The sequence below is a fragment of the Marinomonas phycocola genome, assembly GCF_047525455.1.
Taxonomy (GTDB): Bacteria; Pseudomonadota; Gammaproteobacteria; order Pseudomonadales; family Marinomonadaceae; genus Marinomonas.
The window spans coordinates 97,701-121,886 of record NZ_JBLIXL010000007.1; the positions used below are offsets into that span (position 1 = coordinate 97,701).

The 24,186-nt window shown below is 40.3% G+C and carries 26 protein-coding genes and 1 pseudogene; 10 read left to right on the plus strand and 17 right to left on the minus strand.

Annotated elements, in window-relative coordinates:
- Positions 1-44: 44 nt before the first annotated feature.
- On the minus strand, positions 45-935 hold the full coding sequence (locus tag ACMUMJ_RS07385) for a LysR substrate-binding domain-containing protein (protein ID WP_414678174.1): 891 nt from the start codon (positions 933-935) through the stop codon (positions 45-47).
- Positions 936-1,191: 256 nt separating this feature from the next.
- Here ACMUMJ_RS07385 and ACMUMJ_RS07390 point away from each other — a divergent pair, with 256 nt between their 5' ends.
- Positions 1,192-1,992, plus strand: coding sequence for a DUF1338 domain-containing protein (locus tag ACMUMJ_RS07390; protein WP_414678175.1), 801 nt, complete (start codon positions 1,192-1,194; stop codon positions 1,990-1,992).
- Between the two features lie 6 nt (positions 1,993-1,998).
- Here ACMUMJ_RS07390 and ACMUMJ_RS07395 read toward each other — a convergent pair whose 3' ends face one another.
- Positions 1,999-2,649, minus strand: a complete 651-nt coding sequence (locus ACMUMJ_RS07395; protein WP_414678176.1) for a hypothetical protein — start codon at positions 2,647-2,649, stop codon at positions 1,999-2,001.
- 130 nt (positions 2,650-2,779) lie between these two features.
- On the opposite strand from ACMUMJ_RS07395, the gene ACMUMJ_RS07400 reads away from it, so the two are divergent.
- From ACMUMJ_RS07400 to ACMUMJ_RS07425, 6 genes are all read left to right on the plus strand, one after another.
- A complete protein-coding gene (locus tag ACMUMJ_RS07400) occupies positions 2,780-3,196 on the plus strand; it encodes a rhodanese-like domain-containing protein (RefSeq protein WP_414678177.1) in 417 nt (138 codons plus the stop codon).
- Between the two features lie 13 nt (positions 3,197-3,209).
- Positions 3,210-3,464: a glutaredoxin 3 gene (grxC, locus tag ACMUMJ_RS07405; RefSeq protein ID WP_414678178.1), complete on the plus strand. Its 255-nt coding sequence runs from the start codon at positions 3,210-3,212 to the stop codon at positions 3,462-3,464.
- A gap of 27 nt (positions 3,465-3,491) precedes the next feature.
- Positions 3,492-3,980, plus strand: a complete 489-nt coding sequence (gene secB, locus ACMUMJ_RS07410; RefSeq protein WP_414678179.1) for a protein-export chaperone SecB — start codon at positions 3,492-3,494, stop codon at positions 3,978-3,980.
- 247 nt (positions 3,981-4,227) lie between these two features.
- Complete coding sequence (locus ACMUMJ_RS07415; RefSeq protein WP_414678180.1) at positions 4,228-5,925, plus strand: COG3014 family protein; 1,698 nt, start codon at positions 4,228-4,230, stop codon at positions 5,923-5,925.
- 55 nt (positions 5,926-5,980) lie between these two features.
- The gene (locus ACMUMJ_RS07420) at positions 5,981-6,580 is read left to right on the plus strand and encodes a penicillin-binding protein activator LpoB (RefSeq protein ID WP_414678181.1); all 600 of its coding nucleotides are present in this window, start codon (positions 5,981-5,983) and stop codon (positions 6,578-6,580) included.
- Positions 6,581-6,582: 2 nt separating this feature from the next.
- Positions 6,583-7,617 (plus strand): LPP20 family lipoprotein, encoded by a 1,035-nt coding sequence (locus tag ACMUMJ_RS07425; protein ID WP_414678182.1) that lies wholly within the window; start codon positions 6,583-6,585, stop codon positions 7,615-7,617.
- A gap of 237 nt (positions 7,618-7,854) precedes the next feature.
- Here ACMUMJ_RS07425 and ACMUMJ_RS07430 read toward each other — a convergent pair whose 3' ends face one another.
- Positions 7,855-8,424 carry a TetR/AcrR family transcriptional regulator gene (locus ACMUMJ_RS07430; protein ID WP_414678183.1) on the minus strand — a complete coding sequence of 190 codons (570 nt, stop codon included), beginning with the start codon at positions 8,422-8,424 and terminating at the stop codon, positions 7,855-7,857.
- Positions 8,425-8,555: 131 nt separating this feature from the next.
- Between ACMUMJ_RS07430 and trpB the strand changes: the two genes are divergently transcribed.
- Positions 8,556-9,809 carry a tryptophan synthase subunit beta gene (gene trpB / locus ACMUMJ_RS07435; protein WP_414678184.1) on the plus strand — a complete coding sequence of 418 codons (1,254 nt, stop codon included), beginning with the start codon at positions 8,556-8,558 and terminating at the stop codon, positions 9,807-9,809.
- Between the two features lie 14 nt (positions 9,810-9,823).
- Positions 9,824-10,639: a tryptophan synthase subunit alpha gene (gene trpA, locus ACMUMJ_RS07440; RefSeq protein ID WP_414678185.1), complete on the plus strand. Its 816-nt coding sequence runs from the start codon at positions 9,824-9,826 to the stop codon at positions 10,637-10,639.
- Between the two features lie 60 nt (positions 10,640-10,699).
- On the opposite strand, the gene ACMUMJ_RS07445 is transcribed toward trpA, so the two are convergent.
- From ACMUMJ_RS07445 to radC, 14 genes and pseudogenes are all read right to left on the minus strand, one after another.
- Positions 10,700-11,740, minus strand: coding sequence for a sensor domain-containing diguanylate cyclase (locus ACMUMJ_RS07445; RefSeq protein ID WP_414678186.1), 1,041 nt, complete (start codon positions 11,738-11,740; stop codon positions 10,700-10,702).
- A gap of 161 nt (positions 11,741-11,901) precedes the next feature.
- Entirely contained in the window at positions 11,902-12,558 is a 657-nt protein-coding gene (locus ACMUMJ_RS07450) for an anthranilate synthase component II (RefSeq protein WP_414678187.1), read from the minus strand.
- 14 nt (positions 12,559-12,572) lie between these two features.
- Positions 12,573-13,979, minus strand: a complete 1,407-nt coding sequence (locus tag ACMUMJ_RS07455; protein ID WP_414678244.1) for an anthranilate synthase component I family protein — start codon at positions 13,977-13,979, stop codon at positions 12,573-12,575.
- Positions 13,979-14,227, minus strand: a pseudogene (locus ACMUMJ_RS07460) (Trp family transcriptional regulator); the annotation flags it as partial. The pseudogene ACMUMJ_RS07460 and the gene ACMUMJ_RS07455, both read right to left, overlap by 1 nt.
- Positions 14,228-14,344: 117 nt before the next feature.
- The gene (locus ACMUMJ_RS07465) at positions 14,345-14,701 is read right to left on the minus strand and encodes a phosphorylase family protein (protein ID WP_414678188.1); all 357 of its coding nucleotides are present in this window, start codon (positions 14,699-14,701) and stop codon (positions 14,345-14,347) included.
- 373 nt (positions 14,702-15,074) lie between these two features.
- On the minus strand, positions 15,075-15,479 hold the full coding sequence (cdd, locus tag ACMUMJ_RS07470; RefSeq protein ID WP_414678189.1) for a cytidine deaminase: 405 nt from the start codon (positions 15,477-15,479) through the stop codon (positions 15,075-15,077).
- Between the two features lies 1 nt (position 15,480).
- Complete coding sequence (locus tag ACMUMJ_RS07475; protein WP_414678190.1) at positions 15,481-16,449, minus strand: ABC transporter permease; 969 nt, start codon at positions 16,447-16,449, stop codon at positions 15,481-15,483.
- A 9-nt stretch (positions 16,450-16,458) separates the two neighbouring features.
- Positions 16,459-17,556, minus strand: a complete 1,098-nt coding sequence (locus ACMUMJ_RS07480; RefSeq protein WP_414678191.1) for an ABC transporter permease — start codon at positions 17,554-17,556, stop codon at positions 16,459-16,461.
- Positions 17,553-19,112, minus strand: coding sequence for an ABC transporter ATP-binding protein (locus tag ACMUMJ_RS07485; protein ID WP_414678192.1), 1,560 nt, complete (start codon positions 19,110-19,112; stop codon positions 17,553-17,555). Before ACMUMJ_RS07485 ends, ACMUMJ_RS07480 begins: the two co-directional genes overlap by 4 nt.
- Before the next feature lie 252 nt (positions 19,113-19,364).
- A complete protein-coding gene (locus ACMUMJ_RS07490; protein WP_414678193.1) occupies positions 19,365-20,360 on the minus strand; it encodes a BMP family lipoprotein in 996 nt (331 codons plus the stop codon).
- 238 nt (positions 20,361-20,598) lie between these two features.
- Positions 20,599-21,414, minus strand: a complete 816-nt coding sequence (gene mutM / locus ACMUMJ_RS07495) for a bifunctional DNA-formamidopyrimidine glycosylase/DNA-(apurinic or apyrimidinic site) lyase (RefSeq protein WP_414678194.1) — start codon at positions 21,412-21,414, stop codon at positions 20,599-20,601.
- Between the two features lie 123 nt (positions 21,415-21,537).
- Positions 21,538-21,708 (minus strand): 50S ribosomal protein L33, encoded by a 171-nt coding sequence (gene rpmG / locus ACMUMJ_RS07500; protein WP_414678195.1) that lies wholly within the window; start codon positions 21,706-21,708, stop codon positions 21,538-21,540.
- An 11-nt stretch (positions 21,709-21,719) separates the two neighbouring features.
- Positions 21,720-21,956, minus strand: coding sequence for a 50S ribosomal protein L28 (gene rpmB, locus ACMUMJ_RS07505; RefSeq protein WP_414678196.1), 237 nt, complete (start codon positions 21,954-21,956; stop codon positions 21,720-21,722).
- 199 nt (positions 21,957-22,155) lie between these two features.
- Positions 22,156-22,830 (minus strand): RadC family protein, encoded by a 675-nt coding sequence (radC, locus tag ACMUMJ_RS07510; RefSeq protein ID WP_414678197.1) that lies wholly within the window; start codon positions 22,828-22,830, stop codon positions 22,156-22,158.
- A gap of 120 nt (positions 22,831-22,950) precedes the next feature.
- Here radC and coaBC point away from each other — a divergent pair, with 120 nt between their 5' ends.
- The gene (coaBC, locus tag ACMUMJ_RS07515) at positions 22,951-24,168 is read left to right on the plus strand and encodes a bifunctional phosphopantothenoylcysteine decarboxylase/phosphopantothenate--cysteine ligase CoaBC (RefSeq protein WP_414678198.1); all 1,218 of its coding nucleotides are present in this window, start codon (positions 22,951-22,953) and stop codon (positions 24,166-24,168) included.
- Positions 24,169-24,186: the final 18 nt, after the last annotated feature.

The window sequence follows — 24,186 nt, forward strand, 5'->3', positions numbered from 1 at the left end:
ATTTTGTTACAAAATAGGTCTGATCGGTTGTATGAAAAGACCAATTAGTCATCAATACAGCGCAACAACCAATCACGAAAAACCATTATTTGCTCTAAATCGGCCTTATCAGCCGAGTAAGATAAAAAATATTCATTAGATGTTGTCATCGAATCACCAAATGGCGCAATTAACACACCTGAGTTCAATGTATCCTTCACCATTAACGTTGGTATTAAAGCGACTCCCATCCCGAGTTTGGCGGCCTCAATAAGCATCTGGAAATGATCAAAACTCACTCCAGAAAACAAATCCCGCTCTATAGGTTGTGCAATGCCTTGATAGGAGAACCAATCGGGCCATGAGTTCATTCTGGACGCTAAATTTAACAAAGGATAATTAACTATTTCCTCTATCGACACGGAATCATATGCAATAGTAGGAGAACAAACCGGAATCACACTTTCACTTAAAAGATGATGAGTAACTGCTTTAGGCCAATGATCTCCGCCATAATGTAAAATAACATCCACTGCATTTAAATCAATGTCACCGCCCTCTAAGGCTTTTACATTTAACTGAAACTGAGGATTTATCTGTTGAAAAGTAACCAACCGTGGGATAAGCCAATGTATCGCAAACGTTGGTAACGAAGCCAGTGTTAAGGCCGTTTTTTCGTCTTCTCTATGACGCATTTTAAAACACGCATTCTCCATACCATCCAGTAAGGGTAAAATCTCTCTATAATACGATGCACCTGCGCTTGTAAGCACAAGACGTTTATTCAAACGTATAAACAGATCACGTGATAGAAAATCTTCTAAGTTCCGAATTTGCCGACTAACGGCACTTTGGCTCAGGTGTAGTTCTTGTGCAGCTCGAGTAAAGCTTAAATGTCTAACCGACGCTTCAAAACACTTTAATGACATAGAAGAAGGAAGATAACGACGCATCATGAAAGCCTACTGCTAAAATAGTATCCCGTAATCAAAACAAGTACGAACCACTAAAACAAATACGAACCACTAAATCATAATAAATGATTTATTTACGCGCTCAAGATGAAATGATCAATTTTTTTGCATGACAACATGCATTATTACCTTTTGTATCAAGCATTCATTCACCGTAAAGTATTTACCATCAGCGGCCAAAATCGAGACTCTGGCACTTATTTCACTCACCAAATTCACCCTTTGTAGGAGCCAATTTATGAAGGCTTACGATTTTTTTCACTCACTTTGGCAAAATTACATAGCAATAACACCACAAGCCAAAAACATTCAATCATTGTTTCAAGAGGCAGGAGAAAAGGTTATCAACGATCACGTTGCTTTTCGTACTTTTGCGAATTCTCCTATTTCTTTAGAGAAACTCGAGTCAATATTAACTCAGTTAGGTTATCAGGCTTACGGCGCTTTTCGATTTGAGAAGAAACACCTTTTTGCCCGTTGCTATAAACATTCAGATTCATCCTTACCGAAAGTATTTTTAAGCGAATTGTTAACACACGAATTGTCTGAAAAATCTCAGCTCATTCTGAATTCATACATTGCTCAAATTCCAAACGATTGCCTCCAATCTCCCTCCGTGTTTTGGCAAGGGCGTTTATGGAACAAACCGTCTTCAGAAGAATATCAAACACTGTCGCAAGAAAGCGAATACGCAGCATGGCTTTCTACTATTGGGTTAGGTGCCAACCACTTCACAGTAAGTATCAACCATTTATCAGGGTTTGATGATATAGAGTCAGTAAATCAACTTTTGCTTGATAAAGGCTACACTCTCAATACGGTTGGAGGTCTGGTAAAAGGAACGCCTGAGGTTTTCTTAGAGCAATCATCAACTATGGCCGATAAAATCGACTTTGAGTTTTCTGACGGTGTGAGCAAGCAGATTCCCAGCTGTTTTTATGAATTTGCTATTCGTCATAAACAAGCGGATGGCACTCTTTTTGATAGCTTTATTGAAGGTAACGCAGACAAAATCTTTGATTCAACGAACCAAAGATAAGCCAAGCTACTGCAATGAAGGTTGCAAAGTTAAGTTCAATTGACCTTGTGACCTGATTGCTTGATTAAACCAACTTATACTTGTCACAAAAGGATCGAAGCTCATCCAAGGTGTGACCGTCAATACACCTTGCTCTTCAATAAATAACTCACCCGTTTCACTTAATATAAGCGTCATGGTGATGGGGTCATGTACGTTTTCAAATGCGACACGCCACACTTTCTCCTCACCTTTAACGAGAGAAATAAAACGCGTCCGTTCATTAATGTCTAGTTTCTTACCATTAAGTTCGATATCGACTAAATTTATTGTCAGGTAATCAAGTGCATTCCCGTGCTGCAAACGTCTTTGAACACGATGATTAACCGCACTGATTTTTTCTTGGGCATGAAAAATCTGTCGACGTAAATCGACTTTTATTTTTTCCACCGTTGCCGGATCAGCCGACGTTAAAGGCAGGTTAGATTCCATAAAAATAAGCTCTCCAGTTCGCAGCCAAACCGCATCCGAAAGTTGACTGAGCTGAAGTTGTAATTGTGTGCGTGTTAGCTCAGCTTGCCCCTGATCTGAAACGTTTTGAGGTGATTCAATGCCCTTTGCACAACCTAACAGCATCCACGAAACGAAACCTATCACTAATATTTGCCAGTTTTTCATTCATACCCTCGACAACACACCTTATGAAACATCCATTTAAAATAACTAAAATAGAATCTTCTTTGAAGCAGATGTACCGTAAAGCCTAGGTGTGTATAATGCCATCAGTTTTTTTATAGGTTAAATAGTTATGATGAATCAATTTATTGAATTTACAATGAATCATTGGGCGTTGGTTGCAACTTTTGTTACGACCGCTTTGGTCGTGCTTTGGTATGAAAACAAAGGCAGTGCAGCCACCCTTTCCCCTGCGGCTGCAACGAGTCTCATGAATACAGAAGATGCCGTTGTTGTAGACATTCGACCTGCAACAGAATTCCGAACAGGTCATATTACCCGTGCTATTAACATTCCTGCATCCACACTAAAAGATCAAATCGGCACCCTTGAGAAGCATAAAAACACCCCCATCATTTTAGTCTGTAAGTCCGGTTTAACAGCAGGTGCCAGTGCGGCCGAATTGAAAAAATCTGGCTTTAATGTCTTCAAGTTACAAGGTGGAATTACAGAATGGCAAGCCGCCAGCCTGCCCCTTATCAAGAACTAACAGTGAGGAAAACATGGCTGATATAACCATTTATTCAAGTGACTACTGCCCGTATTGTTCACGAGCTAAACAGCTTTTACAAATGAAGAATGCTAAGTTTAATGAAATTAAAGTGGATGGCAGTAATAAACTTCGTCAAGAGATGATGGCAAAAAGCGGTCAACGTACTGTCCCTCAAATTTGGATAGGTAATACTCACGTTGGTGGCTGCGATGAATTGTTCGCGTTAGAAAGAGCAAGCAAACTAGACATACTTCTTTCTAATTAATTTGAAAATAAAACTAAGGACACCAAAATGGCAGAGAATACAGAAGCAAACGCAGCAGCAACTGAAGCAGCAAGCGAAGCCGCTCCACAACTTGCTCTACAACGTATTTTTTTAAAAGATATTTCTTTTGAATCACCACGTTCACCGATGGTTTTTCAGGAAGAATGGAAGCCAGAAATTGGCTTAGAACTTAATACTAAAAGCCGCCAAGTTGGTGAAGATTTATACGAAGTCGTATTGGAAATCACTGTAAACGTTAAAAATGAATCTGAAACGGCATTTTTAGTACAGGTTCAGCAAGGCGGTTTGTTTAATATTTCTGGTCTTGACGAAAGACAACTGCATCATGCCCTTGGTGCATTCTGTCCTGGTACTGTGTTCCCTTATGCTCGTGAAAACATTGATTCACTTTGCATTAAAGGCAGCTTCCCTGCATTGATGTTAGCACCAATCAACTTTGATGCTCTATACCTAGACAGCTTACAAAAGCAACAAGCTGAAGCGACTGAACAATAAGTTTTTGTAGCGCTTAAGTTGATCATAGTGATAGAGTAAAAGAGGCTGTATAGCCTCTTTTTTTATGCTTCTTTTCACGATCAATAGACGTGCGGATGATTGATGTAGTAGGGATTACAAATAATGAAAAAAAAGAAGAAACCTTGCCCAAATTGCTTAAGAATACGTTGGTTTCTATTATATCTAGGGTGTGCAGGGTTACTGTCTGTTTTATTCATTCATGAGTTCTTAAATAAAGGACTTTAATGTGCCCGTTTGTCTTCTTCTCGTTCTTATTCTATTTCTCCAAGGTTGCACTACCTACTCTCAAAGCATTGATAAAGGACTGACTTTTGCCCACAATGGGAACTGGCAAGCGGCCGAATCGGCACTGTCAGAAGCTTTAGACTCACCAGAAGACAGGTTACTGTATTTACTCGAAACAGGCGCATTAGCGCAATACCAAGGCAATTACAGTCACAGTAATCAACTACTAGAAGCCGCAGAAGAGATTAGCGATACGTTTTTTAATCAAAGCTTTTCTGACAGATCATGGGCTTTATTAACGAACCCAAGACAAGGTAGTTATCGTGGCAATAGTATTGAACGCGTTTATATTAGTTATTTTAAATCATTAAACTATTTAGCCCTTGCTGAGCAGACAAACATACCGCAAGAAAAGACAGCACTCCTAGATGCCGCATTAGTTGAAAGTCGACGCATCGATTTAAAACTCGATGAAATTACTCGACAAACTCCAAGCTACTCCGATATCAAAAGTGAAAATAAGTCTTTTTTAGAGCAAACCCTTCATTTTTTTTCCGGGTTTTATACCGGGGCTCTTGATAGGGATAAGTACGCTTATCGAGATGATGCTTGGGCGAGATATATGGAAGGGCTGCTGTATGAAGTTGCGCAAGAGTATGACGACGCTCGCATTTCCTATCAAACCGCTGCAATACTCTATGAAGAAGGCTACGCACAGCAATATGATTTACCCACTGTGACAGCGGAAAGAGCATGGTTGGATACCATAAGAATGATGAAGAAAACAGGTGGATGGTCATCTGAATACCCGAAACTAATCAAAGAGAAACTGACAGAAAAGTCACAAGCCATACTGGCTCAATACAACCAAAAAAATGCCGAAGTTGTTCTCTTAGAACACCAAGGCTTCCTACCCGCTAAACAAGAAATGAGCGTGCTTTTATATGGTGACCCCCAAAGCTACTCCTTAGTTTTAGAGCCTTTTTTTGGCGGTCACCTAACATCAGGAGACGAAGCACAAAGCTGGTTTACTATGGTTTATGCGGATATCAATCCATTAAGTATGATAGCGAATTATAAAGCAGGGAAATCTATCGCAGCATTGGATGGCTTCTTCACAAAAAGAGTCATTTTAGGATCTAAAGTTTGGAAAGAGCTTTCTAGAATAGAGCTTGACGATACTCTTTTGAGCACACCATTAAGGGTTACTATTCCTTATTATCATAGATTTAGTTTAGACAACAGCAACACTCAACTATCCATTAACCCAAGAAAAATCGACACCCGTTTACTCGCTGACAAAAAGGCGCCACTTCCTATTAAAAGTAGCATTCGTATGGCATCACTGGCAGATATCGCAGTACAAGAACAGCTAAACCAATCCCAACGAGACATCTACGAAAGCTTATTACGAGAAGTACTGCGAGCGTGGCTTGCACATAAAGTAGCCGCTTCTACGAAAGATGAAGGTACCAAGCAATTGCTAGACTTATTGAGTAAAGTCGCTATCTTTGTCTCTTCTGCTGCAGAAACTCGCAATTGGCTTACTTTACCCGCTCAAGTTAGATTGATACGACAACCGTTAGACCCAGGAGAATACGATTTTTCTTACTTGGTAAATGAACAACATTTTTCTTTAGATCAGGTTAAACTGAGACGAGGAAGTGTCAAAGTCTGGAACATCCGGAACCCTAATTAAACACTAATAAGACAACTGAATAATGTATATTGCTCAACCCTTATGAGGACTCAAAATGAAAATAGCACGCTATAGAATGGTATTACTTGCTTGCCTAAGCACCTTCTTATTTGCCTGTAGCTCTGGCAGCGTACAAAGAATAGAACTCGACAAAGAAGTGGCTCTGTCCGATAAGTGGAATGACACAGACTCTCAATTAGTTGCCGAAGAAATGATGGGGGATATGCTTACTTTCCCTTGGTTTAGAGACTTCCAGTTTAATCAATCAGGTAATCCGACTGTCATTATTCAAACTATTCGAAATAAAAGCCATGACCATATCCCCGTCGATACTTTTATTAATGACATCAAACGCAATCTATTACGCAGCGGAAAAATTGATTTCGTCGTATCCGGTGAAGAACGAGAAGACATCCGATCAGAGCGTGAAGATCAAGAATTGAATTCCGCTGTAGGCACAAATGCAGAGTTTGGCTTAGAACAAGGCGCTGGGTTTGCATTGTCAGGGTCAATCAACTCCATCATTGATTCAAATGGGGATCAGCGAGTCAGTTTTTACCAAATAGATTTAAAGCTTATTGACATGACAACAAACAAAGAAGTGTGGAATGGCCAGAAGAAAATTAAAAAACTCGCAGATAAAGGCTTCTTTTAACGATGAAATTGCATGGCACGTTTTTAGAAAATTGCATCAAACTAAGCCTGTTGTCTTTGATCGTGCTTCTTTCAGCGTGCTCATCCGCCCCCAAGAAAGTGGAGCAAGCGCTTCCTGAATGGGTTACTTTCCCACCTCAAAATGAGCAGTTTATTTATGGTGTAGGCAGTGCGGAAATTGTGCCTGACATCAACTCATCTTTTGATTTAGCGACAAAAAGAGCCAACTTAGACATTGCAAACCAGCTCAAAGTGACGATACAAAGTGTTAATTTTGAAAACTCACAAGTTTATCGATTTGATACACAACAAGAACAAGTGATGCAGTCTCTGTCTCAATTTATTCGTGTTGAAACCAATCCCATAACACTGGAATCGACTGAAACAGACCAGCGCTTTGTACACACTCACTATGTCTATGTGTTACAACGATTGGATAGACAAAACCTCATTCAGCAACTTAAAAGCAAAATAGCTTCCGTCGATAAGAATATTTTAAACATCAACAACACAATCCAGTACGATCGACTATTAACAGAACAGTGGAGCCTTTTATTGCCTGCACTGTCGTTATTATCAGAAAGACGTAAATTGAATGAGTCATTAAGCTTATACTCCAAAGGAGAGGTAATTCAACGACCTCAATATGTACTCAAAGTACAAGCAAAAACGGCACAATTAATTCGCGATTTTAGAATTGCTATTGATAAGGACGGTTTTGCGGATGAGCTGAGCCAAGAAGTCGGCAGCGTGTTAAGTAAAAAAGGCCTAACACCTTCCCTTGTGAGCTATGCAAGTAGCAACCTAGCCTTATCCCTCAAGCCCTCTTATGAATACAAAACTCAAAAGCAACGCCATTACGTTTTTATCAATGTGAACGCCTCTCTTATGAATAACGATCAGATTACCTTAGCAACATGGTCTTCCTCTGCTAGGGGGATTTCTAGCAGTCAAGAACAGGCAACAATCATGGCTAATCAAGAAGTTGCAGAAAACTTAGTAGAGAAAATTTTTCTCTGGTTAACTGGTCAAGAGTAATCAAATTGATGCTGCGCTGCTTGCAAAACTCGGCTTGAGTTAAGTCAAACAGCTCGAAGACCTCAAATAGTGCTGGCCAATTGTCCTTGCGATAGACCGCCATTACATTCGCCTTGAATAATAAGAAGCGAGAAGACTGTCGACTGAAGTCAGTCATCGATAGGATTGGATGGACGCTTACATCGTTATCATAAAAACCTTGAAACTTAGCTTCTCCACCCATCAACCTCTACGCTATCATTTACCGTTTTTATCCGATTTGGGCAAGATAACTTCTAATAAATCTCTATTTTTGCACTCTGTAATACTTTGTCTCTTATATAGATTTTTACTAATAAATAAATAATAACTTGTCGAATACAAAGCAAAATAAACGCTATCTTCTAATAATAAACCGCTTTTTTCGCGGATGATATTTAAACGTGAATTTAATACCGTCTCAAAATTAGAGAATAAAACAAGCGCTTCTTCTTCCATCTTCACACTTTCTCCTAAAATAATTCTATAAAGACTGAGCCGTTCTGAGGATGCTTGCCACTTTTCCCATGTTGCTATCCATTGAGATAAAAAATCGTCATCTGTACTTTCTAATGATTGCATATCTATTGCTGCACTTGCGATCACTTGTTTCATTACTTCAACCCACAATACTTGTTTTGATGAGAAGTTACTGTAGACCGTTGGTTTAGAAACACCAGATAAAACAACAACTTGATCGATACTGGTTCCTTGATAACCTTGTTTTTGAAAAAGGGATTTTGCGCATGCCGCAATTTCTAATTTTTTTGATGGGCGACCACGTGTCATAGAGCTGCTCCGTTAAAACCTAAAGTTATGGGTATTTTTTCACAAAGGCACTTGACCTACCAGTAATAAGCGATTAATTTATTAACTAAACGGTAAAGTTAATAAATTAATCGCATATACGGAGACACACAATGAAAAGCCAGCAAGGTTACTACGGACAATATGGAGGCAGCTACATTCCAGAAATCCTTTACACCAGTCAACAGCAGATACTAAACGCTTTTGAAGAGGCTAAAAATGACCCTACTTTTATTCAAGAGCTTCATAAGCAATGGCAACAGTTTTCTGGGCGTCCAACGCCTTTAACCCATTGTGAAAATTTAAGTAATCATTTCGGTGGCGCGAAAATCTACCTTAAACGAGAAGATTTAAACCACAGTGGTGCCCATAAGATGAACAATGTTATTGGACAAGGTTTATTAGTAAAACGAATGGGAAAAAGCCGTGTTATTGCAGAAACTGGAGCAGGGCAACACGGCATAGCAACGGCTTTGGTTGCTGCACGTCTAGGATTAGAGTGCACCATTTATATGGGGAAAAAAGACATTGCCCGACAATACCCAAATGTCTTTTGGATGAAACAACTTGGAGCCACAGTCGTGTCAGTAAATACAGGCTCTCAAACCCTTAAAGACGCCCTTGATGAGGCCTTAAGGGATTGGTCCAGTAGTCACGACACCAGCCATTACCTTATTGGTACGGCATGTGGATGTGCTCCTTTTCCAGAAATGGTGTCGTACTTTCAATCGGTTATTGGCAAAGAAGTAAGAGAGCAAAGCCAGATTCAATTTAATGCATTACCTAATAAATTATATGCCTGTGTAGGCGGAGGTTCTAATGCGATTGGTTTATTTGAAAATTTCATTGCAGATAAACAGATAGAAATGATTGGTGTAGAAGCCGCAGGCAAGGGAGCCAAAATAGGTGAACACTCTATACGGCTTTCCCATGGTTTAGGATCAAAAGGCATTGCACAAGGCTTCTCAAGTATTTTTTTGCAGAATGAATCCGGACAGCTACAAGACACTCACTCCATTGCTGCCGGCTTAGACTATGTGGGCGTTTCACCTATTATCGCTCATCTAGCCGAAACCCAGAGGATTAGAATGACGTACGCAACAGACGAAGAAGTACTACAAGCTTGCTCTTTACTGCTAACTAAAGAAGGCATTATTCCTGCCTTGGAATCGTCTCATGCCTTGGCAGCGGCTTTTCGTGAAGCCAAGCAACTCTCAAACAAAGAGAACATTGTCATTAACTTATCTGGACGGGGTGACAAAGACATTTTTAATGTGGCAAAAGCGTTCCAAGATGAGGAATTTGTACCTTTTATTCAAGAGTACGTCAAAGATTTTTATCAAGACAAGACAACCCAGCAAACTTAACTGAGATCTAAATAATGAGCCAACTAGAGCAATTTATTCTAAAGCAAAAAGAAGTACCTTCAACAGAATCAACCAAAACACTGGCCATGACACATGTTATATATGGCTATCCATCGGTTCAAGAAAGCTTAGCGTGGATGGAAAATCTGTTAACCATAGGAGTTGAATTACTCGAAGTACAATTTCCTTTTTCTGATCCTGTTGCAGATGGGGAAACCATTGTTAATGCATGTCATCACGCTTTAGAAAACGAATTCACAATGCAAGATTGTTTAGCGCATTTAGCCGCATTAAGTAATGCGTTTCCAAACAGTAAAATACTTCTGATGAGTTACTTAAACCCTATATTTAAATTCGGCATTCATCACTTTGTTGAACATGCGGCTCAATCAAACATTAGCGGAATTATTATTCCAGATCTTTCCATTGAGAACGCCCAAGAATATAAGCAGGCTTGTTTGGTTAATAAAATAGAGCCTATATGGCTTGTCACGCCAAACACACCTTCGGATAGGTTGAAAATGATTGCAAAAAAGGCAACAGGTCTTTTATATTGCGTGAGCCGATCAGGTGTAACAGGTGATGTACAGCAACACTCAAATCGTGACCTTAACACTTATTTAAGCGAGATCAAACGCTACACCAATATTCCTTTAGCCGTTGGATTTGGTATTAGAAGGAAGGCACAAGTTGATGCTATTTCAGAATACGCAGATGTCGCTATTATAGGGTCTGCATTACTGGAAAAATACGATGAGGATGGTGCACAAAAAGCATTAAATTACGTAAGAGAGCTCTATCCCCATTTGAATTTAAGTCATCCAAAATAAGGAGTATTATTGCATTAGCGATTTAGTAGCAAATATATAGCTCTAATAAATCGCTAAGCATTATTCTTTAGTGCGCTTTTTTGAATCTTCTCTCATCATTTCTTTGCACTTATACATATTTTGATCCGCCAATCTAATTAAATCTGCCAACGTCAAAGACACGCTTGGAACCGCTTCAGAAATACCTACTGAAAAGTTAACACGTTCTGTAAGATCCAGTCTGTTTTGTTCTTTTTGAAAGTTATTACACACACGATGAAGATATACTTCGGCTCCCCTTTTAGTGGTTCCGGTTAAGCCAACTAAAAACTCGTCACCACCACGGCGACACACAATATCTGACTCTCGTAATTCACTCTCCAGAACCTGCGCAAATAAGATTAATACCTTGTCTCCTACATCATGACCGTATTGATCATTAACTTCTTTAAAATTATTCAAATCAAAAAACAACAAGCTCATAGAAAGCTGATTGAGCTCTAGTTGCAACAGCATTTTATTTGCAAGTATCTCAAACTGAGTACGATTTAATAGATGGGTTAATACATCATGGGTGGCTGCAAATTTCAATTTTTCCTCAAAAAGAGACTTTTCAATTGCCACACTACCAATGTGAGCCGCCATGCTTAGTATTTCTAATTCATCCTCACTAGGTGCTGCTTTTTCTTGAGAGTAAATAGCAAAAGACCCAAAAATACTGCCATCAGACAAAGCGATAGGAACCGACCAGCATGCCCTTAGTCCTGACTTATTTGTTAATTCGCGGTATGGCTTCCAATTAGGATGGGACTGGATATCATCAGCAATCACCGTTTTTCCAAGATAAACCGCGGATCCACAGCAACCAATAAATTCGCCAATCTCAACCCCTTCAATGGCATCGTTATAAAATCCCGGTAGGTCATTCTCTACATAACTGTGCAGTGTTTTTGAGGATTTATCTAAATATAGAACACTGGCTATACGTCCTTTTTCCATGGACTCTACAATTTTCTGCAATTGTAAAAACACATCCTGTGTATCAGCACCTAAAGCAATACTCGACAACACTTTTTGGCAACGTCTAAAATAATCAAGTAAAAACACATGATCTGAGCCCATACATCACTGCCTTACTAGCCACGAAGTTAATATTTTGGTAGAGTATTTAAAGTAATAAGCTCATAATACGCTGTACATAATATGAGCTTATTACTCTATATTCACCCAATTATTAAAAGAATACAAGACTCAGTAAATACACTCTATTTAAAAGTCGACCCTTACACTTGAAATAAGAAATTTCGGATCAAGTCTTTACCACCTTCAGTGGCAAACGATTCAGGATGAAACTGAATGCCTTGAATAGGGTATTTTTTATGACGTACTCCCATAATTTCAAACTCACCACCCGCTCGAATTTTATTCAAATTACCAAAATCCACGTTAGATAAATCACCGACTGCCGCCGTAACATTTAAGCAATCAGGAAAGGTTTCATTGTCAGCGACTAAAGAGTGGTAACGCATCACTTCAAGCTGATCAGGTATGTCCTTGAAAATGCCTTGCCCATCTTGTTGAATTGGACTGGTTTTTCCATGCATTGGCAGTGGCGCTTTGATCACTCGACCACTAAACACGTGAACAATTCCTTGCATTCCTAAACAGACCCCCATCAATGGGATGGTTTTCCCCAACTCTTTAATCACTTCTGAACATTGACCAAAATACGACTCGTCTTCTGGCGAACCAGGACCAGGAGAAATAATGATTCTATCTGCATCCTTTAAGTCGTCTAAAACAAAATCGTCATTACGCTTTACAACAACTTGAAAATCGTTGATCTGCCCGCGATTCTTTTCACTGGTTAATATCTCACCTATGTATTGATACAGGTTGTAAGTAAAAGAATCATAATTATCAATAATATACACTTTCATTTTAATACAACCCTTTAACCTAAATCCGATGGAATAAATTGATCAAGCACACGTTTCGTTCCTGCAAATTTTCGTTGAATTTCTTCATACTCATCTTCTGCATTCGAATCAAAAACATTGCCACCACAAGTCTGAACATAGGCTTTTTCATTGTTAGCAAAGACTGTACGTATTGGTATCGCAAAGGTACAATCACCATTAAAGGAAAAGTGCCCGACTGCTCCACCATAAGGACCGCGGCCTTCCGCCTCCAAATCATCGATAATTTTCATTGCTTCAATTTTCGGTGCACCTGTTAACGTTCCTGCAGGGAAATTACTTGCAAGGCCCGAAAACATGTCTTCATTTTCAGCCATAATACCGACAATCTCGCTCGATATATGTTGCACGTGACTGAAACGCTTTATATCCATAAGACTACGAACTTTAACGGTACCGAATTGGGCGACACGTCCAATATCATTACGGTGTAAGTCAACAATCATATTGTGTTCGGCAATTTCTTTTGGGTCATTTAAGAGAATGCGAGCCAATTCTCTGTCTTCTGCTTCTGTTTCGCCTCGTTTGGCCGTGCCAGCAAGTGGGAAGGTTTCCATTTCTCCCTGTCTAAGGCGGAACAACATTTCAGGGCTTGCACCAATGATTTTTTGCTCACCAAATTTAATAAAATACATCTGAGGTGATGGGTTAATTTGGCGCATCTGCTCATAAATATTGATGCAGTCACCGTCCAGACTAAACCATTTTTTAAAGCCCACTTCCGTTTGAAAAATTTTGCCATCGACAATGTCTTGCTTAACTTTCGCGACCGCATCAGCGTGATCTGCTTTTGTCATGGACTCGCCCTGAGGCTTAACAATCAGAGGGCCATTTTCAGGAGTCGTTTCAGCTAACATCTCGTCGATAAGAGACATACGATTGCTGCTACTGTTTTGATCACCATAATAAAAGTAAAAAATAACACCCGTCATTTTGTCTAAAATAAGGCCATCTGTGTACAGCCCAAATTTAAACGCTTCAAACATATCGCTTGTATGCAATTTCAAGCTGGGTTCAAAATAATTCATGGCATCATAGCCAATGTAGCCGGTTAATCCGCCCGAATATTTACGCGATAAAATATTTTGAGGGACAATGTCTCTCAATAAATAGTAAGGGTTATCAGATAGGTAAGTATTCACTTCACCATCATAATCTTGAATATGAAGTTTATTGCCTTCAGCCCACAGTATTTTTTCTGGATCGAACCCAATGATAGAGTAACGAGAGATAAAACTTTCTTCTCCTAACGATTCAAGCATGAAGCAAGTCTCGAAGCGTTTCTCTACTTTTTTAAATAATTCAAAGAAATCACACCTTTCTGATACAGTAACGTAATGGGGCTTGCGCGGTAACTTAAATGGTTCTGGTTTTGCCTGCATCATTCTTCTTCCAATTCTTTCAAAGCCCGTGAGCCTCGGGTTACTGTGGCAATTCCCACCCCCAACTGTTTTGCAATTTCTCTTTGAGAAACCCCTTTTTTAAGCAATGCAAAAATTTCCAAACGCTTACTCATTTCGTTCACTTCATTAGGTGTAAGCAACCCTTGTAACAGTTTTTGCATTGCTTTTTCATCTTTGGCTGTCAGCAAATATTTTGCTATCTCTTGCATATCATTGTTCCTGACGTTTTTGAACTAGCGTACTAGTACAGTATACTCGATATTATCTCCGTGTAAATACGCCATCTCTCTGCTTTTTCCTTTTTAAAATGCTCATGAAAAAACACCCTAGCTCTGGGTTCAGAATTAGGGTGTTTTAAATGTTGGGCCAATTACCCATAGAGACACTCCTTTGTGCAACTCAATGTCCATCTCTTTTGCTACGCGCTGAATGCTTTCGCTCATATTAATATCGTAAGCTTGGGTTAAATCTTGGAATCGTGGCCCTGCAGCATCGTCGTTTATGCCGATTAAAGGATTGATCCCCGTAAAATTAATGTGGTCTTCAATCAACATTAAGCTTCCAGGCCCCATTTTTTGATGCAGACTGCCAGCAGCATTGGTTAATAGAACTTGTTCACAACCAATCAACTTTAACGCTCGTAGGGGAATTTGCAGAACATCAGGGGCAATGCCTTCGTAGATATGGAAGCGCCCTTGCATACAAGCCACTTATTGGTTGCCTAGCTTCCCTATGACTAGTTGACCTTTATGTCCATGAACCGTAGACGAAGGGAAGCCGGGTATGTCGTAATAAGGGACAATCAGTGGATCTTCAATTGCATCCGCTAACGCACCTAGACCACTGCCTAAAGCAATGACTATCTTAAGCTTACGTTACCCCATTTTATTGCGCAAATACCCTGCACTTAATTGATACGCTTTCATTACACCTTCCTTCTTAAACTATAAAAAGTAACCCACTGATAGCGCAGGCTATTCCCTATGGTTCTTACGCGGTTCCATGGCGGTTTGAAAACAATTTTTTGCGTGATAAACCTTAAACTGACTCTTAATCCATTACTACTATTTCTGTTTATTTTAGATTCTCTGGCCCAAAGGAGAAAGGCAATAATTCTTCCATTGTCATGGATTTTTTCACTCCTTCTGGATCACAAATATGAATCATGGTTTTCGATGTAGAGAACTCACGAATCTTCTGACGGCAGCCGCCACAAGGTGTTACCAAAGCATCACCCTTACCTATGACGTAAATACTTTCGATTTTCGTTTGCCCATCCAAGACCATCGAAGCAATGGCACCTGCTTCGGCACACATACCCTCTGGATAAGATGCATTTTCTACATTGCACCCTGAATACGTTGACCCACTTGATGTACGAATAGCGGCTCCAACAGTAAACTTAGAGTAAGGCACATAGGCCTTACTCATCGCGTGTGCCGCTAAATCAAATAACTCATTATCTTGATCCTGAGCCATTTTACGCTCTCTCTTTTACATAAGGTCGGCCAACCGCTTTTGGCCCAACGGCTTTACCAATGAATCCAGCCAACAATAGAACAGTAAGAAGATAAGGCAGTACTTCAATTGCCTGTACAGGAATTTCTCCAATGCCAGGTATTGAAACACCTTGCATACGCACTGCGACCGCATCCAAGAAGCCAAATAATAAACACGCCAACAAAACAGGAACCGGCTTCCACTTACCAAAAATAAGAGCAGCCAATGCAATATAGCCTTTACCCGCACTCATATCCCTCAAGAACCCGGCGTTATGTGCTGTAGACAAGTAAGCACCCGCAAGACCACACAAGAGGCCACAAATAATCACCGCTCTATAACGTAAGAATGCAACAGAGATACCAGCCGTATCCACTGCGTGAGGATTTTCCCCCACAGCGCGTAATCGCAAGCCAAAACGCGTTTTATAAACAGCCCAGTAAGTTACAGGAACACATGCAAACGCAATGTAGACCAATATATTGTGCCCGCTTAATAGCTCGGAATAAACAAGACCAATAATAGGCACATCCGCCAACGTATTCGCAAATGGTAAAGTAATCGATAAGAAACGACCATCCCCCGAAAGTGTCGGTGTTTGACCACCCATACCAAACCAATCTAAGCCAAGAGTTACCGTCAGGCCAGCCACAATCGTGTTAATAGCAACACCACTCACGATATGATCACCACGGTGAGTAATACAGGCAAAACCATGAATCAAAGCCAAGCCAATCGATGCTAACATTGCAAAAGCTAAACCGACCCAAGCCGAACCAAATACAGACGCTGCTGCCGCAGCAGCAAATGCACCGCCTAAGATTTTCCCTTCCAAACCAATATCAACAATACCAGAACGCTCAGAAAACAGGCCAGCAAGAGCGGCTAGGATCAAAGGTGTCGAAACGCGCATTGTTGCGTCAAGAATCAAAATTAGTGTTTCAAACATGATCTACCCCTACGCCACAGATTTACGAATAAATAGGCCTTCAATACGGCCTTTCAACATATTTTCTAACGCACCAGAAAATAGAATAACCAGACCCTGAATCACCACAACGATCTCCGGCGTAATACTGGGAATCTCAAAAGCTAATTCAGCTCCGCCCTGATACAGCGCACCAAACAAAATGGCCGCAATAACAATACCAACGGGATGATTACGCCCCATTAGAGAAACGGCAATACCAGCAAACCCATAGCCCGCAGTAAAATTCAGCAATAAGCTGTGGTTAACACCCATGATTTCATTTAGACCAACAAAACCCGCTAACGCACCTGAAATCAACATCACCCAGATAGTTACTTTTGGATTATCAATACCCGCATACAATGCAGCAGTAGCATTGGTACCAATGGTTCTTAACTGAAACCCCCATCGTGTATGCCAAATTAATACCCAAACAAACACACAGCAAATTAATGCCCATAGAAAAGCCGCATTTAAAGGAGACTCACTGATTTCAATACCAAAAGGAGCCAACATTTCATGCATATATGGTAACCAAGCTGACTCGTCAAATGTTCTACTATTGGGAGACATACGACCATCTTGTTTTAGCCAGTTAACCATTAAATACACCATCAAGGACGATGCAATAAAGTTAAACATAATGGTTGTAATAACAACGTGACTGCCACGACGTGCTTGTAAATAAGCCGGGATATAAGCCCAAGCCGCACCAAATAACGCACCACCGATAATGGCAAGAGGCACAATAACAAAAAGAGACATAGTCGAATCAAGCCAAAGACATACTAAACCAACACCCAATCCCCCAATATACGCCTGACCTTCACCACCTATGTTAAATAAGCCCGCCTTAAAGGCCACCGAGACAGCAAGTCCCGTAAAAATAAGATTCGTTGCATAATATAATGTGTATCCAATGCCTTCATCGTAACCAAAAGCACCGTATATCAGATAGCCAGCCGCTTCTATTGGATCTTCACCTAAGGCTAAAATAACCAAAGCTGAGACAATAAACGCGAGCATCACATTAATAAAAGGAATCAGTGCAATGCTTACCCACGCAGGAACTTTTGCTTGGCTCATTCTTTTTCTCCTGCTTTAGCTGATGGGTCGCTATAAGCATTGGCCATCATTAAGCCCAAAATGCGTTCGTCTGCTTCACTCGCAAGTACTGATCCAATCACCGCGCCATCAAACATGACAAGAATACGGTCACTTAATGCCATAATTTCATCCAACTCTACTGAGACAAGTAAAATCGCCTTACCAGAATCTCTTAATTTCACAATTTCTTCATGAATATTTTCAATTGCACCAATATCGACACCACGTGTCGGCTGACCAATTAAAAGTACATTGGGGTTTTGCTCCACTTCACGAGCAATGACAATTTTTTGCTGATTACCACCCGAGAAATTGGCGGTTTTTAAATGGGGATTAGGCGGACGAACATCCCATTTGGCCATTCTTTCTTCACATTCAGACAGCATTGCTTTTCGATCTAATAAAATAGGACCATTGTATACAGATAAATTGTGATACCCCAGAATAGCCGATTCATAGGCCTCAAAACCGGTAACAAGACCCATTTTATGTCGATCTTCTGGCACGTGTGCCATTTTCAAATCACGCATTTGGGACGCATTTTTAGGGTTCTTAGGTGTAATGGTTTCACCTGAAAACTGAATCTCTCCTTCCGACAAGGCAGAAATGCCAGACAGCACATTCAGTAGTTCACTCTGACCATTACCAGACACACCTGCAATGCCGACAATTTCACCTGCCTTTAATTCAAAACTCACGTTTTTCAAACGTTTAACACCTTGGCTGTCAACAAGGCTTAAATTCTTCGCTGATAAAGCAACCTTTGTTGGGGTCGCTTCATCTTTATCCACCTTCAAGCGGACTTTTTTACCTACCATTAATTCAGCTAATTCTTCTTTACTGGTATTTTTGGTTTCACGATGAGCCACCATTTGACCTTGTCTCATAACCGAAACATTGTCTGTCGAGGCCATAATTTCACGCAATTTATGCGTAATTAACAAGACCGTAACACCTTGTTCTTTTAGCGACTTTAGAATCACAAACAAATGATCGGCTTCTTGAGGTGTTAAAACACCTGTTGGCTCATCCAGTATCAGAACTTTTGCGCCACGGTATAACGCTTTTAGAATTTCGACTCGCTGTTGCAGGCCAACAGGCAATTCTTCTACAATAGCATCCACATCCACATCCAAACTGTATTCAGACGCGAGTCTTTTAAGCTCTGCTCTTGCTGCAATTTTCCCTTGTTTCAACATAGCGCCACCCTCAGCGCCTAACATCACATTTTCTAGTACAGTAAAGTTTTCAACCAACATAAAATGTTGATGGACCATACCGATACCAGCATTAATGGCATCTTCAGACGTCTTAATGTGAGTGATTGATCCGCCTATCTCAATATCACCAGTATCTGCGGCGTAAAAACCGTAGATGATGCTCATTAAAGTTGATTTACCAGCACCATTTTCGCCGATAATACCGTGGATAGTCCCCATAGGGACTTGAAGACAAATATCTTTATTTGCCTGTACGGAACCGAAGCGTTTACTGATATCGCGCAGTTCGATTGCTAATGGACTTTTGTTGTTCATAAGATTGTGGTTTATCTGCGTTTATTTTTAGAAGAAACTAATAACTTGTAACGCTCTACTCGGCTACATTTAAGTCATTATAATGCGCTGTTGTCAGTATTGCGTTTTTATTTGACCTAACAAAATACATGCTGTGAATTAACTATCAGAAACAACTCTTTTACAACAATAATTTCACACAGAAACACATGTCTCCATATATATTTTAAACAAAAACAGCCGTCTATAGAGACGGCTGTTTTACTAACTTAATTATATGTCACATGAATTATTTGACATATAATCATGTACAACAACTTTACCACTTACAATATCCGCACGAATCGCATCCATTTTTGACTTCATATCAGCATCAACTAATGACGCATTATTATCATCTAAAGCCCAATCAACGCCACCTTCAGCAAGGCCTAAAACAGTCAAACCAGAAGCCCAAGTGCCTTTAGCCGCTTGATCGTATGTATTGTAAGCCGCTAAATCAACACGCTTAACCATGGAAGTAAGCATAGTACCTGGCTGTAAATGGTTTTGGTTTGAATCCACACCAATTGCAAATTTACCTTCATCTTTCGCCGCTTGGTACACACCGATTCCCGTGCCACCAGCAGCAGCAAAGACTACATCAGCGCCTTTAGAGAATTGGCTTTTCGCTAACTCTGCGCCTTTTGTAGGGTCATTAAACGCTGACGGAGTTGAGCCAGTCATGTTTTGGAAAACGTCAGCATTTGATACAACGTATTTAACACCTTGCTGATAACCACAAGCAAAACGACGGATTAATGGAATATCCATTCCACCGACAAAACCCACTTTCGCAGTTTCAGATTTCAGTGCAGCTAAAGCACCGACTAAGAACGAACCTTCGTGCTCTTTAAATACAACAGATTGTACATTTGGTAAATCAACAACCATATCGATGATAGTAAATTGTAAATCTGGGAAGTCCTTCGCAACTCGTTCAAGAGCGGATGCCATTGAGAAACCAACAGCAACGATAGGAGAATGGCCACGTTTTGCTAAACGACGTAAACCTTGCTCTGTTTGAGTTTCATTTTTCGGTTCAAATTCACGAACTTGAATACCAGAATCTTTGGTAAATTTAACGATGCCATTATAAACACCTTCGTTAAATGATTTATCAAATTTACCTGCTTGATCATAGACAACCGCTGGCTTTACGTCCGCAGCGTGAGCTGAAGCAACACTGATTGCCAACGCCGTAGCTGTAATAAAAAATGCACCTTTCATTCCGATTCCTCTTTATATTTTTTAAATTAGAGTCTGACAAATATATCAATTCTGTCTAACTGATCAAAAGTAAACTTTCTTGTATCATATCGCAACGATTATCCTTTTTTACGCAGAACAATCACATATTTTATGCGTACAAAATCGTACTATGATAAATCTTATATCACTCATTATTATCATAATGCTATCAATTAAAAAACGCCTGTTATCATTTTTATCATTCAAAATAAAAACACTATTTTTGGCAATACGAACAAAAAACCGTGCTGCGCTGCCCTAAACGGGACTCTGTTAACTCTTTTTGACAATTGACGCAAGCAGAGCCCGCTCGTCCATAAACAGATAACGATTGTTTAAAGTAGCCCGGTTTACCATCGCCACCAACAAAGTCTTTTAGTGTTGTTCCACCTTGTTCAATGGCTTCTCGTAAGATTATCTTAATATTCTCGACTAATAATGACAAACGCCGTTCACTAATGCGCCCTGCATGTCGATCGGGGCGAATACCAGATTTAAACAATGCCTCATTAGCGTATATATTACCAACCCCAACAACAATTTTACTGTCCATAATAAAAGTTTTAATCGGTTTTTTTCTCATTTTCGCTTTTGCCACTAAATAATCAGAATTAAACGCACAAGTAAGTGGTTCAGGACCAAGCGAGTTAAGCAAAGGGTGTTGCATCCAGTCATTTTCTGTCCACAATATAGAACCAAAGCGCCTCGGGTCTGTATAGCGTAGACATTGTCCAGTACTTAACACAACATCAACATGGTCATGAAATAGGGCTTCTGTTTTTTGCTCGACCAAATACAAACTGCCAGACATGCCTAAGTGCGCCATCATCGTACCGTTGTCTGTATGTATTCCGATGTATTTCCCTCTTCGAGAAACAGACCGAATCACTTGCCCTTCCATATTTTCAGGCAGTTCAGGTGTAATAGGCCACCTTAAATTGGGCTGACGGATAACGATTTTCTCGACAACAGAATCTATCAGGTAAGGTTCTATTCCATTTTTTGTTGTTTCGACTTCGGGTAATTCAGGCATAATGTCAGTACCATAAATAATTCAAATGCATAAAAAGTGCCACTTTATGATCTTCCCTGATTGCCATGTTTTATGTATAAAAAAACCGGCCACTGCCGGTTTTTTTATACATAAAAGCAAAAATTATTTAATTTTAGCTTCTTTGTACATTACATGCTTACGAATAACAGGATCGTATTTTTTAAACTCCAACTTATCAGGAGTATTACGCTTGTTTTTATCCGTAGTGTAAAAATGACCGGTACCAGCAGATGATACCATGCGAATTAAATCGCGAGCGCCTTTAGATGCCATGGTTCAGCTCCTTATACTTTTTCGCCATTTGCACGAATATCAGCTAAAACTGACTCGATGCCTTTTTTATCGATAATACGCATACCTTTAGAGGACACACGAATGCGCACAAAGCGGTTTTCGCTTTCTACCCAAAAACGGTGCCAATGAAGGTTAGGAAGAAAACGACGTTTTGTACGACGTTTAGAGTGGGAAACGTTATTACCTGTAACAGGACGCTTACCCGTAACTTGACATACGCGAGACATATTAAAACCTTTTTAATGCTATCCAGAAATTTTTGGAAGTGTTCTGCACTTCCTCAGGCGGAGCGTGGCATCTTTATCAAACCACTAAAATCCCATACCGAGGAATAGCGGCGCATATTCTCCCATAAGCACAATCCACTGGCAACCGCTTGTTAAAAAATAACCAATAGAAATACGACACAACATAAAGTGCATCGAGCTAAACCTGCCCACGCTCAGCCAAAGACACAGGCAGCCCATCCCCTACTATAAAATGATCGAGCAACCTAATATCAACCAAATCTAGCGCCTTTTTTATTTTTCCAGTAATTAATATATCCGCTTGGCTAGGTTCTGTTACACCTGACGGATGGTTATGAGCCAGAATGCAGGCAGCGGCATTGGATTTAAGCGCCTCTTTAACGACTTCTCTTGGGTAAACAACAGCAGCATCAATGGTTCCGTAAAACAGCTCCTTATATTGGATTAACCTATTTTGGCTGTCCAAAAACAAAACGGCAAAAACTTCTCGTTGTGATATTTGTAGATGAGTTTTCAAATACCGCTTCACCAACTCAGCACTGGTAAAGACATCCTCTCTTACAAGCTGTTCATTCAAATGGCGCTTTGTCATCTCCTGAACTGCCTGTAACTGAACAAATTTCGCCTCCCCAAATCCCGCACAAGCACAAAACTCGTCTTTAGACGCCGACATTAAAGGTCGTAATCCGCCAAAATGCATAATAGCTTGTCGGGCTAACTCAACAGCGCTAGTACCTTTGATACCTACACGTAAAAAGATAGCTAACAGCTCTGCATCACTCAGCGCTTCCGCACCTTTTGCCATTAACTTTTCTCGCGGTCTATCCTGCTCAGGCCAATGTTTGATACTCATGATCTACTCCTTGATCCATGCTATTCTTTTGTTTACGAACCTATTCGAAAATATATGGTCATATTCAAACCATAAAACACACAATAAACCATTAAAGAATTATTTGAGAAACCTTTTTTTATGACATCACTAAATGATAAAAAAATCCTCTTGGGTATCACTGGAGGCATTGCTGCTTACAAAAGCATCGAGTTGGTTCGATTATTAAAAAAGGCAGGGGCCCATGTACAAGTCGTTTTAACAAAAGGGGCGTTAGCGTTTGTCACACCAATGACGCTCCAAGCCGTTTCAGGCCTCCCAGTGAGAACAAGCTTACTTGACCCCGAAGCAGAAGCAGGAATGGGACACATTGAACTGGCAAAATGGGCCGACGTAATTTTAATCGCCCCTGCATCGGCGGATTTTATGGCCAGACAGACAACAGGTATGGCGGATGATTTACTCACTACTCTGTGTTTAGCAACAGAGTCACCCGTCATCATCGCACCAGCAATGAATCAAGCCATGTGGAAACACCCCGCCACCCAATCTAATTTGAAAACACTGCTTGAACGTGGAGTACACACTATTGGGCCTGAATCTGGTGCCCAAGCGTGTGGTGACATTGGGTATGGTCGAATGAGTGAGCCATTAGACATCTATAATTACATTGATGATTTTCTCTCTACCTCATCAGATCCATTACCACTAGCAGGGCAACACTGGGCGATTACTGCTGGCCCAACGATGGAAGCCATTGATCCTGTTCGCTTTATCAGTAACCATAGTTCTGGGAAAATGGGGTACGCACTCGCCAGTGCCGCCGCTACATTAGGGGCTAAGGTGACATTAATAAGTGGTCCTGTTTCTTTAAATACACCAGAGAAAACAACCAAGGTAGATGTACTTTCCGCTATCGATATGCTGGAAGCATGCAGAGCCATCAGTGAAAAAAGCCCTATTGACGTATTTATTGGCGCAGCCGCTGTAGCGGATTTTCGCATTCAAGAAGTTGCGACTCAAAAAATGAAAAAGCAAAATGGCACGAATGAGATGCAGCTCAATTTAGTAAAAAACCCAGATGTCATTGCCAGTGTTGTCTCTGAGTCTATGGCAAAGTTTGTGGTAGGATTCGCGGCCGAAACGCAAAACGTTATTGCTTATGCTAAAGATAAATTAGCAAAGAAAGGCCTCGATCTTATTGTTGCAAATGATGTGTCTAGAAAAGACATTGGCTTTAACCAAGATCAAAATGAAGTGACCATCGTTGGAAAAGACATCACGTGGTCTCCCAATAAAGCCGATAAAACAAAACTGGCTGACTTGTTAGTTAATTTTATAATACAGCACAATCGCTAACTCACACTTACCACCACG

What these genes read in the sequence shown, in the direction of transcription:
- ACMUMJ_RS07475 (WP_414678190.1), bottom strand. Translation starts at nt 16,449, where the DNA reads ATGTTTGAAACACTAATTTTGATTCTTGACGCAACAATGCGCGTTTCG.
- ACMUMJ_RS07450 (WP_414678187.1), bottom strand. Translation starts at nt 12,558, where the DNA reads ATGAAAGTGTATATTATTGATAATTATGATTCTTTTACTTACAACCTG.
- ACMUMJ_RS07455 (WP_414678244.1), bottom strand. Translation starts at nt 13,979, where the DNA reads ATGCAGGCAAAACCAGAACCATTTAAGTTACCGCGCAAGCCCCATTAC.
- ACMUMJ_RS07480 (WP_414678191.1), bottom strand. Translation starts at nt 17,556, where the DNA reads ATGAGCCAAGCAAAAGTTCCTGCGTGGGTAAGCATTGCACTGATTCCT.
- ACMUMJ_RS07490 (WP_414678193.1), bottom strand. Translation starts at nt 20,360, where the DNA reads ATGAAAGGTGCATTTTTTATTACAGCTACGGCGTTGGCAATCAGTGTT.
- ACMUMJ_RS07425 (WP_414678182.1), top strand. Translation starts at nt 6,583, where the DNA reads ATGAAATTGCATGGCACGTTTTTAGAAAATTGCATCAAACTAAGCCTG.
- ACMUMJ_RS07465 (WP_414678188.1), bottom strand. Translation starts at nt 14,701, where the DNA reads ATGCAAGGGCGCTTCCATATCTACGAAGGCATTGCCCCTGATGTTCTG.
- ACMUMJ_RS07395 (WP_414678176.1), bottom strand. Translation starts at nt 2,649, where the DNA reads ATGAAAAACTGGCAAATATTAGTGATAGGTTTCGTTTCGTGGATGCTG.
- rpmG (WP_414678195.1), bottom strand. Translation starts at nt 21,708, where the DNA reads ATGGCATCTAAAGGCGCTCGCGATTTAATTCGCATGGTATCATCTGCT.
- radC (WP_414678197.1), bottom strand. Translation starts at nt 22,830, where the DNA reads ATGAGTATCAAACATTGGCCTGAGCAGGATAGACCGCGAGAAAAGTTA.
- ACMUMJ_RS07385 (WP_414678174.1), bottom strand. Translation starts at nt 935, where the DNA reads ATGATGCGTCGTTATCTTCCTTCTTCTATGTCATTAAAGTGTTTTGAA.
- ACMUMJ_RS07485 (WP_414678192.1), bottom strand. Translation starts at nt 19,112, where the DNA reads ATGAACAACAAAAGTCCATTAGCAATCGAACTGCGCGATATCAGTAAA.
- trpA (WP_414678185.1), top strand. Translation starts at nt 9,824, where the DNA reads ATGAGCCAACTAGAGCAATTTATTCTAAAGCAAAAAGAAGTACCTTCA.
- ACMUMJ_RS07400 (WP_414678177.1), top strand. Translation starts at nt 2,780, where the DNA reads ATGATGAATCAATTTATTGAATTTACAATGAATCATTGGGCGTTGGTT.
- ACMUMJ_RS07430 (WP_414678183.1), bottom strand. Translation starts at nt 8,424, where the DNA reads ATGACACGTGGTCGCCCATCAAAAAAATTAGAAATTGCGGCATGCGCA.
- coaBC (WP_414678198.1), top strand. Translation starts at nt 22,951, where the DNA reads ATGACATCACTAAATGATAAAAAAATCCTCTTGGGTATCACTGGAGGC.
- mutM (WP_414678194.1), bottom strand. Translation starts at nt 21,414, where the DNA reads ATGCCTGAATTACCCGAAGTCGAAACAACAAAAAATGGAATAGAACCT.
- ACMUMJ_RS07445 (WP_414678186.1), bottom strand. Translation starts at nt 11,740, where the DNA reads ATGGGCTCAGATCATGTGTTTTTACTTGATTATTTTAGACGTTGCCAA.
- rpmB (WP_414678196.1), bottom strand. Translation starts at nt 21,956, where the DNA reads ATGTCTCGCGTATGTCAAGTTACGGGTAAGCGTCCTGTTACAGGTAAT.
- ACMUMJ_RS07420 (WP_414678181.1), top strand. Translation starts at nt 5,981, where the DNA reads ATGAAAATAGCACGCTATAGAATGGTATTACTTGCTTGCCTAAGCACC.
- cdd (WP_414678189.1), bottom strand. Translation starts at nt 15,479, where the DNA reads ATGGCTCAGGATCAAGATAATGAGTTATTTGATTTAGCGGCACACGCG.
- ACMUMJ_RS07390 (WP_414678175.1), top strand. Translation starts at nt 1,192, where the DNA reads ATGAAGGCTTACGATTTTTTTCACTCACTTTGGCAAAATTACATAGCA.
- grxC (WP_414678178.1), top strand. Translation starts at nt 3,210, where the DNA reads ATGGCTGATATAACCATTTATTCAAGTGACTACTGCCCGTATTGTTCA.
- secB (WP_414678179.1), top strand. Translation starts at nt 3,492, where the DNA reads ATGGCAGAGAATACAGAAGCAAACGCAGCAGCAACTGAAGCAGCAAGC.
- trpB (WP_414678184.1), top strand. Translation starts at nt 8,556, where the DNA reads ATGAAAAGCCAGCAAGGTTACTACGGACAATATGGAGGCAGCTACATT.